The following is a 15,784-nucleotide window of genomic DNA, read 5'->3' as shown; positions in this document are numbered from 1 at the left end:
CTATTGAATCATAAAAAAATCTGCACCTTAATAAGTCGGTTGTTTATCCCAACTTTTAGGGTGCAGATCAAATGATTTGCTTTTACAATTCCAGGATTATTTAACTTGACTACAATTTAAACAATAAAGATATTGTCCTTTAGGATCATTAAATTGAGTCCATATACTAAGTTGATTTTGAAGCTGATTCAGTTGCTTTGGTAATCCTAGCATAGAATAGAATGAAGAACTAAAGAATGATTCTGCTCCTCGTTTAAAATCTCTCATTAAGCTACCAAATAAACCACGATCATCACTTAACCATTCAATACTGTAATCCGCGCCTTTCTTATCCTCTGGCAATTTATCATTTAGTAGTTTCTCTACTTGAGCAACAGCTGTATCAAAGTCTCCTATTTCATCAACTAACTTATTATTATAAGCATCTTGACCTAACCAAACACGACCTTGTGCAATTTTGTCTACTTCTTCTTTTGACAAATGACGGCCTTGGCTAACCACAGAAAGGAATCGATCATAACCATGTTCAATTTGCAATTGTAAACTTTCATTTAACTCGGAAGTTAATGCTGTAAAGCCACTAGGAGATACTAGCTCAGAAGTGGCTAATCCGTCAGCTGATATACCCGCTTTCTTTATAGTTTTTTCTAATGTAGGAAACATTGCAAAAATGCCAATCGAGCCAGTCAAAGTATTCTTATCTGCAACAATGTAATCTGCCGTACTTGAAATCCAATATCCACCTGAAGCTGCCATATTTCCCATTGATACAACAACTGGTTTTCCTATAGCTTGCAGATTTTCAGTTTCTTGTCGAATAATTTCGGAAGCAAATGCACTCCCGCCAGGGCTATTGACACGTAATACTACAGCTTTTATTGATTCATCATCATAAGCTTGGCGTAATAATTTTGCGATAGTATCACCACCCACACCTTGTTCTGTTGAATCTCCATCGATAATAGTCCCTTCAACATTAACGACTGCAATTTTATTTTCTGAGGATATCAATCCCTCACTTTCACCATTCATACGGTCTGGTAATGATGCAAGATAAGTCTCAAATTCAACCATTTTAGGTTGTTTTTCTTTATTTTCGCCAAAAAGTGCAATTAATTTTTTAGATAAATCTAAACGAGTCACGGTTTCTGTTATTAATTTACGTTGTTTGGCATAATCTGTATTATTTCCATTGAGTTTCTTTAACTCAGTGAGGTATTGTGATGCTTTAGGCAATACCATTCCTTTATCAATTTGACGATTTTGTGCAATGATATCTTGATAATTTGACCACATTGGGTAAAGCCATTGCTTTAGGTTATCTCTTGCTTCTTCTGACATATTGTCACGTAAAAACGGTTCTACAGCAGACTTATAGGTACCGACACGAAAAATATGTGGCGTAACCTCTAATTTTTCTAACATAGATTTAAAATAAAGATTTTGTGCTGATAATCCTTCAATACCGACTTCACCTATCTTATTTAAATAAATTTCATCCGCATAACTGGCCAATAAATATTGGGCTTGAGTATAATTATCTGCATATGCAATCACTGATTTGCCTGTAGATTGAAAATCCTGAATAGCTTTTCCAAGATAAGTTAAAGCAGGAATATCTGCACCCTCAAGATGATTTAAATCTAACACTAAACCTTTAATTCGCTCATCTTGTGCCGCACTTTCAATAGCATAAAATACATCAAAGGTAGAATATTGGTGAGGAACTTTTTCACCATTAATTTCTTGATATGCACTTTGCCAATTTAAATGATCACCACGTTCATCAGCCAGATAACCATATAAATTGATCAATAATGCGCCTTGTTCACCTTCTAATACGGGTTTTTCTTTTAATGCACTGGTGAGACTAATTATTGACATGAATAAAAAGATAAAAAAAAGGAAAAACAAATTCATAACACAGTCACGAATAAAAGTTAAGCCTTTCCAACACCATTTAAAAAGTTTACAAATACTTTGCATAAATCTCCTTACGCCTCTTTATTTGGACAAAATTTATCACCAATCGTGCCATTAGTTTACCGTTGAATAAAGTCGGCATAAAGTATTATTGCGAACTCCATATAAATTTATTTAAGTTTATGACTATTCTAAGCAAAGATTTGCGGTAGAATACTAAAAAATACTACAATTTAAATACAAGGATTATATATGGATGCCTTAACTTTATTAACAACTCGCCGTTCAGATAAAAAATTATCAAACCCAGTTCCCAATAAACAACAATTAGAAATAATTTTTCAAGCAGCAACTCATGTGCCAGACCATGGTAAATTACAACCTTATCGTTTTATTGTGATTGAAAAACCAAAACTAGCTAAATTAGCAGAGTTATTAAAAGCGGCCGTAGTTGAGTTAAAGCTAGATGAAAAACGCTTACAAAAAGCAGAAAAAATTGCCTCTATTGCTCCAATGATGATTGCCGTTGTGGCTAAAATTGATAAAAATATTGATAAAGTGCCTGGTTGGGAGCAAATGTTAACGGCTGGATGTTCAGCTTATGCCATACAACTTGCTGCAAATGCACAAGGTTTTGATAATGTTTGGCTAACGGGACCTTGGGTTGATGGAACAGAATTACGCCAAGCTTTAAATTGTCAAAAAGATGATAAAATTGTATCACTACTTATGATCGGAACCGCTGGCGAAAAAGAAGCTCGTGAGCCTAAAATCGTCAATACCGCAGATTTTGTATCTTACTTATAGTTTTTCTTCAAGTGCGGTCGGTTTTGATAAAATTTTATTTGAAGACAGCATTAAGCATAAAAAAACACCAATAATTTAGATTATTGGTGTTTTTCTATAAACAAACTAATTAAACACGTTTAAAGTCAATGTGAACTAGTTTTGGTTTGAATGGGTGGCGTTGCATCGCTTGCACTTTTACTGCCACTTCTTTACCATCAATAACTAGTGTAATGACGTCAGAATAGAATTCATCTTGTGCTTGAGCATTGTTTACTTCATCGTGATTTAATACGATTGAAACAGGTGCTTCTTTACCACCATAAACGATCGCAGGAAATTGACCATTATTACGAAGGCGGCGGCTCGCACCCTTACCTTGCGTAGAACGAACTTCAGCGTTAAATTTAAATGCCATTTTAATGTTCTCTTAAATTAAAAATTAATCTTTCAAAAATTGCAGGCGACCCAGCAATTTTCATAATTTGGCTCAAAGACTTTTTTGAGCCTGTGGATTATAAGTAATCCAATTTAAAAAATCAAATAAAATCACAATATTAGTATAAATAAATTACTAAATTAGACTGGCTATTTTTATCTAAAAAAGGCACAATAATAGCAATTTTCAGTGAAGAAATAACATACTTAGAGAATAATACCATATGGATATACTAATAGATTTTTTTATTAATTATGGTTATTTAGCCGTACTGCTCGTTTTAATCATTTGCGGATTTGGTGTCCCAATTCCAGAAGACATCACTTTAGTATCTGGGGGGATTATTGCTGGTTTAGGTTATGCAGATCCACATATTATGGTCGTAGTAAGCATGATCGGCGTCCTTGCTGGTGATAGTGTAATGTATTGGCTAGGTCGTATTTATGGTGTAAAAATTTTGCGTTTTCGCCCTATTCGAAAAATTATGACACTACAACGCCTCAAAATGGTACGTGAAAAATTTGATAAATATGGTAGTCGTGTATTATTTATCGCTCGATTCTTACCAGGCTTACGAGCACCTATTTATACTGTATCAGGTATTACTCGTCGTGTCAGCTATCCTCGTTTTGCACTTCTTGATTTTTCCGCAGCGATTATTTCTGTGCCGATTTGGGTTTATTTAGGGTTTCATGGTGGTAATAACCATGAGTGGATTGAAGCACAAATCAAAAAAGGCCAAATGGGTATCTATAGTATTCTTGCCTTAGTGCTTTTATTTGTGGGTTGGAAAATTTATAAAAGTAAAAAACAACAAAAACAAGATCACGACAATATTCAAGATTAAATAAAAAGTGCGGTTAAATACCGCACTTTTTATTGCTCATCAATAATAAATTCAAACCAATCGATAACATTATCTTCATTAATCCCATTCTGAATTAACACTTTCGCCTTAATAACAGAATCATAACTCCCTGAAATTAAAGGATGCCAAGCATTTAAAGGTTTATTTTCATAAAGTAAACGATAAGCACAGGTTTTAGGTAACCAACCAAAATCAGGTAAATTATCTTTTGTTAATTTAGTACAGTCTTCTTCTATCTCAAAACGATGTTGATAATCTCGGCACTTTCCTGTTTCACAGTTTAATAAATTGCAAGCAATACGGGTAAAATAAAGTCTTTCGCGCTTTCCCTGGCCTTCAATAAATTTACGATAACAACATTTACCACAGCCATCACATAATGCTTCCCATTCAGCATCATTCATCTCTAACAGCGTTTTATGTTTCCAAAATTCAGGCTCTAATTGCATGATTGTTTCTTTTTATTCAAGGTAATGAATGTCTAAGCTATCAGCTATCTAACAAGCTCAATAAAATTTTTAATCAATATCATGATATCTTTATTGTAAATAAGAAAGTGCAGTCAAAATTTTATAAATTCCAACCGCACTTTCAATATTGATATTGTCAATTATTGATTATTTACTGATACTTTATCTGTGTGATGATCATATTTAAGACCAGAATGTGAACCTTCTGAGCCATTAAAATAAATATCTTTATTTGCACAAGCTGTCATTAATGTTGCTGCTAATATCACTAAAATAAATGCTTTCATTAGAAACCTTCTTTTAAGCTTACGGTTAAATTAAATACCAAATTACCTAGTTTGCTATCTTTATTATCTGCACAGTAGTAACCTTCTCGTTCAAATTGGTAAGCTTTTTCAGGTTCTGCATTGGCTAAACTTGTTTCCACTACACCATGTTTTACAACAAGTGACTCTGGGTTAATTGCCGCAATAATATCTTCCTCAGCACCTGGATTAGGGAGATTAAAGAGGCGATTATAAACACGGAATTCTGCTGGCACATTTTCAGTTGCTGACACCCAATGAATAACCCCTTTTACTTTACGCCCATCCGCTGGGTTTTTACCTAATGTTTCAGGATCATAAGTACAATATACGGTAGTGATATTGCCATTATCATCTTTATCACAACGTTCAGCTTTTATTACATAAGCATGACGTAAACGAACTTCTTTGCCTAATACTAAACGTTTATATTGTTTATTAGCTTCTTCACGGAAATCTGCTTGATCAATATAAATTTCTTTTGTAAATGGCATTTCATGTGTTCCTAATTCAGGATAATTAGGATGATTTGGTGCAGTTAATATTTCTTTGTCACCAAAGTTTTCAATTACAATACGTAATGGATTTAAAACTGCCATTGCACGTGGAGCATTAGTATTCAAATCATCACGAATACAGCTTTCTAAAGCCGAATACTCTACTACATTATCCTGTTTTGTTACCCCAATACGACGACAGAATTCACGTAATGATGCTGGTGTATAACCACGACGACGTAAACCCGAAATAGTTGGCATACGAGGATCATTCCAACCATCAACCACACCATCTGTGACTAATTTCAATAATTTACGTTTTGAAGTTAAGGTACCTTCTAAATTTAAACGTGAAAATTCATATTGATGTGGCAATGGACGTTCAATTGAAATATGTTCTAACACCCAATCATATAAACGGCGATTATCTTGAAATTCTAATGTACATAATGAATGAGTAATTCGTTCGATCGCATCTGAAATACAGTGCGTAAAATCATACATTGGATAAATGTACCATTTATCTCCAGTTTGGTGATGAGTAGCAAATTTAATGCGATAAATGACAGGGTCACGCATTACCATAAATGGCGATGCCATATCAATTTTCGCACGTAATGCTGCTTTACCCTCTTCGAATTCACCATTTTTCATTTTTTCAAATAAAGCTAAATTTTCTTCTACACTACGATCACGATATGGGCTATTTTTACCAGGTTCAGTTAAAGTTCCACGATATTCACGCATTTGTTCTGGCGAGAGCTCATCTACATATGCTAAACCTTTTTCAATTAACTCAATGGCATAACCATAGAGTTGATCAAAATAATCTGATGCATAATGCGGTTCGCCTTCCCATTTAAAACCTAACCATTCTACGTCTTGTTTGATTGAATCAACATATTCAACATCTTCTTTTACTGGGTTTGTATCATCAAAACGTAAGTTACATTTACCTTGGTAATCTTTTGCAATACCAAAATTTAAACAAATTGATTTAGCATGTCCAATGTGCAAATAGCCATTAGGTTCTGGAGGAAAACGTGTATAGACATTATTATGTTTACCTGAAGCAAGATCTTCATCAATAATTTGACGGATGAAGTTTGTCGGGCGAGTTTCATCTGTAAGAATTTCGTTATTATCCATTTATCTTTCACTCATCTTGTTTTAATTAAAAAATTCTGATTATTTTACACTGTTTAATAAGATAACAAAAGCTCTCAGGGTTAGTATCATAAGTTTTACTTATATAAAATGAACTTCTCATTTTTCTATTTCATTAGGTTATAATGAACTTAATTAGTAAAATTATTTCTAATAGAAGTCATCTCATTTTGATTTTCACATTGGTAATTTCGCATTTGATGATAAAATATTCAACACCATTAAGAATTTTAATGATGAAACCCAATGTAGACTATTCAGTTTGATAATGTTGATATTCATCAAGACTCAATAAACATGTATTACACTTTCTCTTTGATTTATGGGCATTGGAAGTTATGAACAAAAAATATTTAGCAATTAGCTTATTGGCGATAATGGTAGCAAGTGGGAGCTACTATTTTATAAATACTGGCAAAAAAGCCCCTACCTATTTAACGGAAAATGTTCAGCGCAGTAATATTGAAAAAACTGTTGTTGCCTCTGGATCAATTGAAAGTTCAAATAAAGTCGATGTTGGTGCCCAAGTTTCAGGAAAAATCACAAAACTTTATGTCACTTTAGGTCAAGATGTAAAAAAAGGTGACTTAATTGCTAACATTGATTCAACGACTCAAACCAATAATCTGAATACTAAAAAAGCAGCATTAGCAAGTTATCAAGCTCAATTAAAAGCAAAAAAAACCACCTTTGAAGTTGCCTTATCCAGTTATAACCGTTTATCTAAATTATATAAACAACAAGCTACTTCTCTTGATACTTTAAATACAGCAAAAAGTACTTTAGATATTGCCAAAGCGGAAATGGATGCTTTAGAAGAATCAATCAAACAAGCTGAAATTGAAGTTAATACAGCGGAAACTAATGTTGGTTATACTAAAATTACTTCACCGATTGATGGAACCGTAATTTCAACTCCAATCTCTGAAGGCCAAACTGTTAATGCGAATCAAACCACTCCAACGATTGTCACTGTTGCAAACTTGAATAAAATGTTAATAAAACCCGAAATTTCAGAGGGCGATATTACTCAGGTTAAATCAGGACAAGAAGTATCCTTTACTATTCTTTCAGATCGCTCAACAGTTTATAACGCCATAATAGCCTCTGTAGATCCTGCGACCACTACAAATACAGATGCTAAATCAACCAGTAGTACAACAACCTCTTCCTCATCTTCTAGTTCCACTGCGGCTATTTATTACTATGCTAATATGGAAGTTGACAATCCTAATCGTATCTTGCGAATTGGTATGACTACGGAAAATAAAATTAAGATTGCCAGTGTTAAAAATGTATTAACCGTCTCTAATATGGCATTGAAAAAACGAGAAGAAAAATATTTCGTGACACGCTTAACCGCACAAAATCAACCTGAAGAATGCGAAGTTATAATTGGCATACAGGATGATTATCATACTGAAATCAAGTCAGGGCTAAATGAAGGTGATAAAGTGATCTTGTCACAAGTCGCTGAAGGTGAAAAAGTTGGAAACAGTAACCGTGGACCTCGTTTATTTTAAAAGTGCGGTGTAAATTTAATGAATATTATTGAAATAAATAAGCTTAATCGTTATTTTGGTGAAGGCAAAAACCAAGTCCATGTTCTGAAAAATATTTCTATCAATATTGAAAAAGGTGACTTCGTAGCAATTATCGGTCAATCAGGTTCAGGAAAATCAACTTTAATGAATATTATAGGTTGCCTGGATACCGCAAGTAACGGCTCATACAAAATTGATGGAAAAGAAACCAATGAATTAAGCTCAGATCAACTCGCTGATTTACGGAGCCAGAAATTTGGTTTCATCTTTCAGCGCTATAACCTACTAGCCTCTTTAACCGCAGCTGAAAATGTAGCATTACCGGCAATTTATGCAGGAAAACCTCAATCAGAGCGTCTCGCTTATGCACAACAACTGTTGAACAAATTAGGCTTAAGTGACAAAGCATACAATAAACCGAGTGAATTGTCTGGAGGACAACAACAACGGGTCAGTATTGCTCGTGCACTTATGAATGGCGGAGAAATTATTCTTGCCGATGAACCTACAGGAGCATTAGATTCTCAAAGTGGTCAAAATGTGATGACAATTCTTCGTCAATTACATAGTGAAGGTCATACCATCATTATGGTTACTCACGACCGTGAAATCGCAGCTACTGCTAATCGCATTATTGAAATCAAAGATGGTGAAATTATTAGCGATACACAAAAAGCATCTGTAGTTGAATCTGATTCCAAACCAATTATTCCCTCTCCTCGCTTTACCTTTAGTAAAGACCAATTAATTGAAGCATTTAAAATGTCAGTTAGTGCAATTATTGCTCATAAATTACGTTCTTTATTAACTATGCTAGGGATTATTATCGGGATTACTTCCGTAGTTTCTGTGGTGGCATTAGGGAATGGATCACAACAAAAAATTCTTTCTAATATTAATGGATTAGGCACAAATACCATGACCATTTTTAATGGAACTGGATTTGGCGATCGCCGTGCAGAACAGATGCAAAACCTAACAGTTAATGATGCTAACGCCCTTGCTAAACAAAGTTATGTGCAAAGTGTTACACCTAATAGTGCTGCAAGTGGCTTATTAATTTATGGAAATCAAGCCTTTACTTCAACTAACTTACGTGGCATTGGTGAACAATATTTTAATGTAGAAGGAATGAAACTATTACAAGGACGAACAATTCAGACAAAAGACATTATCGAAAGCGCACAAGTCGCACTATTAGATCAAAGTGCTAAAAAAGCACTTTTTCCAAATGATGACCCTATTGATAAAATTGTGATATTTTCAAAACGTCCATTTCGCATCATTGGTGTAGTTTCAGATCGTCAAATGGGTGCAGCAAGTAGCTCATTAACGCTTTATGCGCCTTATACAACAGTGATGAATAAAGTTACAGGAGGGGTTAAGATCGGCTCAATTACCGTAAAAGTCGCAGATAATGTGAATACAACAGTAGCTGAAAAAAGTTTAACGGAATATTTGTTAGTACGCCATGGCAAAAAAGACTTTTTTATAATGAATAATGACACCATCAAGCAAACCATTGAAAGCACAACAGGCACAATGAAATTGTTGATCTCCTCAATTGCGTTTATTTCATTGATTGTAGGAGGAATTGGAGTAATGAATATCATGCTTGTTTCTGTTACAGAACGGACGAAAGAAATTGGAATACGTATGGCAATTGGCGCACGAAAAAACAATATACTTCAACAATTTCTAATTGAAGCTGTGCTTATTTGTATGATTGGCGGGCTTTCAGGGATTTTACTTTCGCTCATTATTGGTGAAGTTTTTAATGTATTTATGCATGACTTTACTATGTCCTTCTCTACATTCTCCATTGTAGCGGCAGTACTCTGTTCAACCTTAATTGGCGTTATATTCGGTTATATGCCAGCTAAAAACGCAGCAGAACTAAATCCAATTACCGCTTTAACTCGTGAATAGATCGTAGAAAAAATTAGAAAAAATAAATTTTTCTGTTACAATATCGCCACATACTGAACGAACGTTCATTCACATAAATAATAGCAAGCATGCAGTGAAATTTTTTCAAAATATCTACCGCACTTTTTCCAATAAAAGGAAATATTAATGTTAAAACTTACTCAATTAGCCTTAACAGTTTTGTTCTCCACAACTCTAGTCAGTTGTGCAAACATTGATGATTCATACAAAGCATCGCAAGATGATTTTAAACAATATGAAGAAGTTACAAAACAATTCAATATCAAAGATAATTGGTGGACGTTGTATAATGATACACAACTCAACCGACTCGTTGAACAAGCCTTATTAAATAATAAAGATTTAGCTAAAGCAGCGATTTCTGTTAATGCTGCACTTTATAAAGCAAATTTATTAGGTGCAAATTTAGTTCCAACATTTAGTGGTTCTACAAGCTCTTCAGCAAGTCGTGCAACACATCACTCCACACAAACTGTAGCAAATAATGCATCAACAATCAGCCACGGTGCCTCATTAAGTGTAAATTACACTCTAGATTTATGGCGTCGTTTAGCTGATGCAGCATCAGCTGGGGAATGGGCATATCAAGCAACTCAACAAGATATGGAAGCTACTCGCCTTTCATTAATCAATGCTGTGGTTGTCACTTATTACCAGCTTGCTTACCTAAATGATGCTATTGCGGCAACAAATGACACCATTAAATATTATTCGCAAATCAACACTATTATGCAAAACCGTTTAACTCAAGGTGTTGAAGATCGTGCGAGTACCGATCAATCTCAACAAGCATTACTTACAGCTCGTAACAATTTAATTAATTATCAAACAACACAAAAGACCGCAGAACAAACGCTGCGTAATTTACTAAACATAAAACCAAATGAAGCATTAAATCTGAATTTACCCCATATTCTTAATGTGAAACTCGCTGGGGTAAACTTAAATGTACCTATTTCAACTATTGGTAACCGACCTGATGTACGAGGCTATTTATATCGTTTAAATAGTGCATTTAAAGATGCTAAATCGACACAAAAAAGTTGGTTCCCTGAAATTACTTTAGGTGCAGGCCTTTCTTCAAGTGGTAATAAAATTAGTAATGCATTAGATAATCCAATTGCTGTAGGAACGGTAGGTATTAGCCTCCCATTCTTAGATTGGAATCGTGTAAAATGGAATGTCAAAATCTCTGAAGCGGCTTATGAGACAGCTCGTATTAACTATGAACAAAGTATTACTACTGCATTGAATGAAATTGACACTCACTACTTTGCTTATACTCAATCACAACAAAATTTCAGCAATTTACAAAAACGTTATGACTATGATAAACGTATTGCTCAATATTATAAAAATCGTTATGACGCAGGCGTTTCAGATTTAAAAGATTGGCTATCTGCAATCAATACTGAACGTTCTTCTCAAGTTTCCATCTTGAATGCAAAATATAGTGTTATTCAAAATGAAAATGCGATTTACAGTTCAATGGCGGGTTATTACACACCTAAATATTAATATAGGTCTTGTAGAAATAAAAAGTGCGGTTAGAATTTTTAAAATTTTAACCGCACTTTTTTCTGATCAATAAGATAAAAAGGCTGGTGATTAGCCCAGCCTTTTCAAATAAAATGACAAATAAAGAGTGTTTAGTGAAATTATTCTACAATAGGAATAATTTTGGTAGCGTGTGAACCTTTTTCGCCGTGAATAACCTCAAAATTAACTTTTTGACCTGCTTTTAACGAACGATAACCATCCATCTCAATTACTGAATAATGCGCAAAAATATCGACATCACTACCTTCTGCGTTAATAAAACCAAATCCTTTTGCATTATTAAACCATTTTACAACACCGACTTCCATAAATTACCTCTAATGTGGCTTTTAGTCTTTTCAGACAACGTTACTACTCAATAAGACTTAGTATGCCTTATTTCCTAAACGGCTCTTATTGTTGATAAAATGTAATTGATTATCAACAATCAAATATTGAAAATCCAACGGAGATCACAAAATTAATGGGAAAATAAAAAGAGTAACTTAAATAATCGCATATTAAGTTACTCTTTAGTAAGAAAAGTATTGTCATTAAAAATGAATTATTTGTTGCGTGGTATCCATTTCCCATCTAAATAATCTACAATCCATTTTGTTGCTTTACCAGCTTTTTCAGAGGTGACATATTGACGTTTTTCTTTACGACTGAAACGAATAATTGTCTCATTACCTTCTGGATCTTTTTGTGGTGCTTCAGCTAAATAACGCAACTTCTCAGGTAAACGTTCTTTAAATTTCACTAATTCAGCCACTTTAGGCGCTCTTGTTTCTCGAGATTTAGGGAAGTTATGAGCTGACATAAATACACCGCTCGCACCATCTCGTAATACAAAATAAGCATCTGATTTTTCACATTTTAATTCTGGGAAATGTGTTGGCTCTTCTTTTGGCGGGGCAACTTCACCATTTTTCAAGATTTTTCTGGTATTATCACAATTTGTACAAGCCATATATTTACCAAAACGACCAAGTTTTAAGTGCATATCCGCACCGCATTTGTCACATTCAACAATTGGACCATCATAACCTTTAATTTTGAATGAACCTTGTTCAATGACATAACCATCACAATTTGGATTGTTACCACAAATATGAATTTTACGAGCAGGATCAATTATATAACTATCCATAGCTGTACCACATTTAGGGCAACGCTTACGTTCCATTAATGCTTTAGTTTCTGACGCTTCATCTAATACATTTAATAATTCAGCTTCAGGAATTAAATTAATTGTGGTTTTACAACGCTCTTTAGGTGGCAATGCATAACCTGAACAACCTAAAAATACACCAGTGCTTGCTGTACGAATTGCCATCGGACGATTACAAGTTGGACATTTAATATCTGTCATCACCAAACTATTAGGTTTCATTCCTCCTTCAAGCTCATCTAATTCTGCGGTAGTTAATTGACTAGAAAAATCTTTAAAGAATTGGTTTAATTCTGTTTTCCAATTTTTTTGACCATTAGCGATTTGGTCTAACATATCTTCTAAACTTGCAGTGAAATCATAACTCATTAATTCACTGAATGATTGATTTAGACGATCTGTAACAATTTCCCCCATTTTTTCAGCATAGAAACGACGATTTTCGGTATAAACATAACCGCGATCTTGAATCGTTGAAATAATGGTTGCATAAGTTGAAGGACGACCAATACCACGTTTTTCTAACTCTTTTACTAATGCTGCTTCGGTAAAACGTGATGGTGGTTTAGTAAAATGTTGAGAAGGTTGCACTTCTTTTAACGTTAATTTGTGGTGTAATTCAACCGCTGGTAATTCTTGGTCTTCAGGTGATTTAGTGGTTTGTGGTAATACTTTTGTCCAACCATCAAAACGTAAAATACGACCTTTTGCTTTAAGCGTATAATCGCCAGCCGTGACTGTTAATGTAGAGCTATCATATTGTGCCGCTGTCATTTGACAAGCCAGTAATTGACGCCAAATCAAATCATATAAACGTACAGCATCTTTTTCCATTCCATGTAAATGATCTGCATGCACATTCACATCCGATGGACGAATAGCTTCATGAGCTTCTTGGGCATTATCTTTACTTGAATAAAAATTAGGCTTTACAGGAAGATATTTAGAACCAAATTTTTCCTCGATGTACGCTCGAGTCATATTTAATGCATCTTGGCTTAAATTAGTTGAATCCGTACGCATATAAGTAATATAGCCTGCCTCATACAAACGTTGAGCTAACATCATTGTTTTCTTCACACTAAAGCCTAAACGGGTACTGGCTGTTTGTTGTAATGTTGATGTGATAAAAGGCGCTCTTGGTTTTGATGTAGTCGGCTTAGTTTCTAAATCTGAAACTAAATAGTCCGATTTTTCTAAAAAATCTACCGCACTTTTAGCATCTTTCTCATTCTTAGGTGCAAATTTCTTGCCTTTATAATCAGTAACATCTAAACGAATCTGTGCTTTATCAGCCGTTTTAGTAACTACTGCCACTTCCCAATATTCTTCTGGTTGGAAAGCTTTGATTTCACGTTCACGTTCAACAATGAGTTTTACTGCAACAGACTGTACTCGACCTGCGGATAAACCTCGAGCTACTTTTTTCCATAGCAATGGGGATACCATAAAACCCACAACGCGGTCTAAGAAACGACGTGTTTGTTGAGCATTAACACGATCCAAATTTAAATGTTCAGGTTTTTCAAAGGCTTGTTTAATGGCATTTTTAGTAATCTCATTAAACACTACTCGACTAAAACGATCATCATCACCACCTATTACTTCACGTAAATGCCAAGCAATTGCTTCTCCTTCTCTATCCAAGTCGGTTGCAAGATAAATATGATCCGCTTTTTTAGCTAACGATTTGAGTTCAGCAACAACTTTTTCCTTTCCTGGTAAAATTTGATAATTTGCTTTCCAACCATGGTAAGGGTCAATCCCCATACGTTTTACCAAGGCTTTTTGTTCTTTTTCCGCTTTAATCGCTTGTTTTTGTTCTGTGCTTAATCCTTTGGTTGAAACTGGCTTATTTTTTTCACCTGTAGCCGTACCAGCAGTGGGTAAATCACGGATATGTCCCACGCTAGATTTCACTACATAATTGTTACCTAAATATTTATTAATGGTTTTCGCTTTGGCTGGCGATTCCACAATAACCAAGGATTTTGTCATTTCTCTTACCTGATTTTTTTGTTTGGTGTAAAATTCTGTTTAATTTTGTAAATTAGCTTTATATTTGAAATCTATCCAGTATGATACCCGCTTTTAAAATTGGTATGGCTGAGATTTATCAGTTTTACTGGACATATTTCAAATATCGCCGCTATATTGCCCAACTCTCTATAGCTAGGTCAACAACTTTTTTATAAAAGGTGAAATAAATGGATAAACTCAATGCAATTTCTGTCTTCTGTCGAGTCATTGAAACACAAAGTTTTACTCAAGCAGCCGCATTAGAAAATATTTCAGTAGCCATGGCAAGTAAATTGGTTGCCCAATTAGAAGAACAGTTAAAAACCCGCCTATTACAACGGACTACCCGAAAGATTGCACCTACTGAAGCAGGTTTAGTTTATTATCAACGCTGCCATCCTATTTTAATTGAGTTAGAAGAGGCTGATTCAAGTATCAGTGATCTTTCTTCCTCTTTACAAGGAAATATTGTTGTTTCTATTCCAATGGATTTTGGACTTCGTTTTATCGCACCAGTTTTACCTAGTTTTATTAAAGCAAACCCAAATTTACATGTTGAAGTAGAATTCAGTGATCGCCGTGTCGATTTAATGTCAGAAGGATATGATATTGCATTACGCATAGGTGCACTACAGGATAGCACATTAGTAGCCAAAAAGCTTGCCACAACCACTATGCATTTTGTTGCCTCCCCTAAATATCTTGCGGAATATGGTATTCCCAAACAGCCAGAAGATTTAGAACATCATCATTGCTTACTTTACAAAGCCATAGGAAACCAAATTTATTGGGAATTTGCTCACAATGGCAAAGTTCAACGTATCAAAATGCGTTCAAGAATGATTTGTAATAATGGATTAACTTTAGTCCAAATGGCAAAAGATGATTTAGGCATCATCAATTCTCCTCGTTTCTTAGTTGAAAAAGAACTTAAATCAGGCGAATTAATTGAAGTATTGCCAGAATATAAACAACAACGATTAGATTTACATGCAGTTTATCCTCATCGTCGTCATTTAGCGGCAAAAGTTAAAGCCTTTATTAAATTCTTAAGCCAATTAAATTTGGAAGAAATGGCTTAATCATTTCAATCAACAAAGCGT

At 34.4% G+C, this 15,784-nt stretch carries 13 protein-coding genes; 6 read left to right on the top strand and 7 right to left on the bottom strand.

The window, feature by feature from the left end; all coding sequences use genetic code 11:
- Nucleotides 1-96: 96 nt before the first annotated feature.
- Complete coding sequence (gene sppA, locus BN1226_RS09740) at nucleotides 97-1,977, bottom strand: signal peptide peptidase SppA (RefSeq protein WP_044471156.1); 1,881 nt, start codon at nucleotides 1,975-1,977, stop codon at nucleotides 97-99.
- A gap of 198 nt (nucleotides 1,978-2,175) precedes the next feature.
- On the opposite strand from sppA, the gene BN1226_RS09735 reads away from it, so the two are divergent.
- Nucleotides 2,176-2,730 carry a nitroreductase family protein gene (locus BN1226_RS09735; protein WP_044471032.1) on the top strand — a complete coding sequence of 185 codons (555 nt, stop codon included), beginning with the start codon at nucleotides 2,176-2,178 and terminating at the stop codon, nucleotides 2,728-2,730.
- A gap of 109 nt (nucleotides 2,731-2,839) precedes the next feature.
- On the opposite strand, the gene rplY is transcribed toward BN1226_RS09735, so the two are convergent.
- Nucleotides 2,840-3,127 (bottom strand): 50S ribosomal protein L25, encoded by a 288-nt coding sequence (gene rplY / locus BN1226_RS09730; protein ID WP_005759123.1) that lies wholly within the window; start codon nucleotides 3,125-3,127, stop codon nucleotides 2,840-2,842.
- A gap of 244 nt (nucleotides 3,128-3,371) precedes the next feature.
- On the opposite strand from rplY, the gene BN1226_RS09725 reads away from it, so the two are divergent.
- A complete protein-coding gene (locus tag BN1226_RS09725) occupies nucleotides 3,372-3,995 on the top strand; it encodes a DedA family protein (protein ID WP_044471031.1) in 624 nt (207 codons plus the stop codon).
- Nucleotides 3,996-4,024: 29 nt separating this feature from the next.
- Here the strand turns inward: BN1226_RS09725 and BN1226_RS09720 are convergent, their stop codons facing one another.
- The 3 genes from BN1226_RS09720 to glnS all read right to left on the bottom strand — a co-directional run bounded on the left by BN1226_RS09720 (nucleotide 4,025) and on the right by glnS (nucleotide 6,437).
- Nucleotides 4,025-4,465: a YcgN family cysteine cluster protein gene (locus tag BN1226_RS09720; RefSeq protein ID WP_005758889.1), complete on the bottom strand. Its 441-nt coding sequence runs from the start codon at nucleotides 4,463-4,465 to the stop codon at nucleotides 4,025-4,027.
- 161 nt (nucleotides 4,466-4,626) lie between these two features.
- A complete protein-coding gene (locus BN1226_RS10855) occupies nucleotides 4,627-4,773 on the bottom strand; it encodes a hypothetical protein (protein ID WP_005758857.1) in 147 nt (48 codons plus the stop codon).
- Nucleotides 4,773-6,437 (bottom strand): glutamine--tRNA ligase, encoded by a 1,665-nt coding sequence (glnS, locus tag BN1226_RS09715; RefSeq protein ID WP_044471030.1) that lies wholly within the window; start codon nucleotides 6,435-6,437, stop codon nucleotides 4,773-4,775. Before glnS ends, BN1226_RS10855 begins: the two co-directional genes overlap by 1 nt.
- 356 nt (nucleotides 6,438-6,793) lie before the next feature.
- Here glnS and BN1226_RS09710 point away from each other — a divergent pair, with 356 nt between their 5' ends.
- From BN1226_RS09710 to tdeA, 3 genes are all read left to right on the top strand, one after another.
- A complete protein-coding gene (locus tag BN1226_RS09710; RefSeq protein ID WP_044471029.1) occupies nucleotides 6,794-7,978 on the top strand; it encodes an efflux RND transporter periplasmic adaptor subunit in 1,185 nt (394 codons plus the stop codon).
- A gap of 18 nt (nucleotides 7,979-7,996) precedes the next feature.
- Nucleotides 7,997-9,928, top strand: a complete 1,932-nt coding sequence (locus BN1226_RS09705; RefSeq protein WP_044471028.1) for a MacB family efflux pump subunit — start codon at nucleotides 7,997-7,999, stop codon at nucleotides 9,926-9,928.
- A gap of 147 nt (nucleotides 9,929-10,075) precedes the next feature.
- Nucleotides 10,076-11,467, top strand: a complete 1,392-nt coding sequence (gene tdeA / locus BN1226_RS09700) for a toxin/drug exporter TdeA (protein ID WP_044471027.1) — start codon at nucleotides 10,076-10,078, stop codon at nucleotides 11,465-11,467.
- A gap of 140 nt (nucleotides 11,468-11,607) precedes the next feature.
- Here tdeA and cspD read toward each other — a convergent pair whose 3' ends face one another.
- Nucleotides 11,608-11,817, bottom strand: coding sequence for a cold shock domain-containing protein CspD (gene cspD / locus BN1226_RS09695; protein ID WP_044471026.1), 210 nt, complete (start codon nucleotides 11,815-11,817; stop codon nucleotides 11,608-11,610).
- A 236-nt stretch (nucleotides 11,818-12,053) separates the two neighbouring features.
- Complete coding sequence (gene topA / locus BN1226_RS09690; protein ID WP_044471025.1) at nucleotides 12,054-14,660, bottom strand: type I DNA topoisomerase; 2,607 nt, start codon at nucleotides 14,658-14,660, stop codon at nucleotides 12,054-12,056.
- Between the two features lie 209 nt (nucleotides 14,661-14,869).
- On the opposite strand from topA, the gene BN1226_RS09685 reads away from it, so the two are divergent.
- A complete protein-coding gene (locus BN1226_RS09685; protein WP_044471024.1) occupies nucleotides 14,870-15,763 on the top strand; it encodes a LysR family transcriptional regulator in 894 nt (297 codons plus the stop codon).
- The last annotated feature ends 21 nt before the right edge of the window (nucleotides 15,764-15,784 follow it).

The organism is Mannheimia massilioguelmaensis (assembly GCF_000940515.1).
Lineage (GTDB): Bacteria > Pseudomonadota > Gammaproteobacteria > Enterobacterales > Pasteurellaceae > Basfia > Basfia bettyae.
The sequence above is the reverse complement of the archived record's forward strand: the minus strand, read 5'-3'. Positions and strand labels throughout refer to the sequence as shown.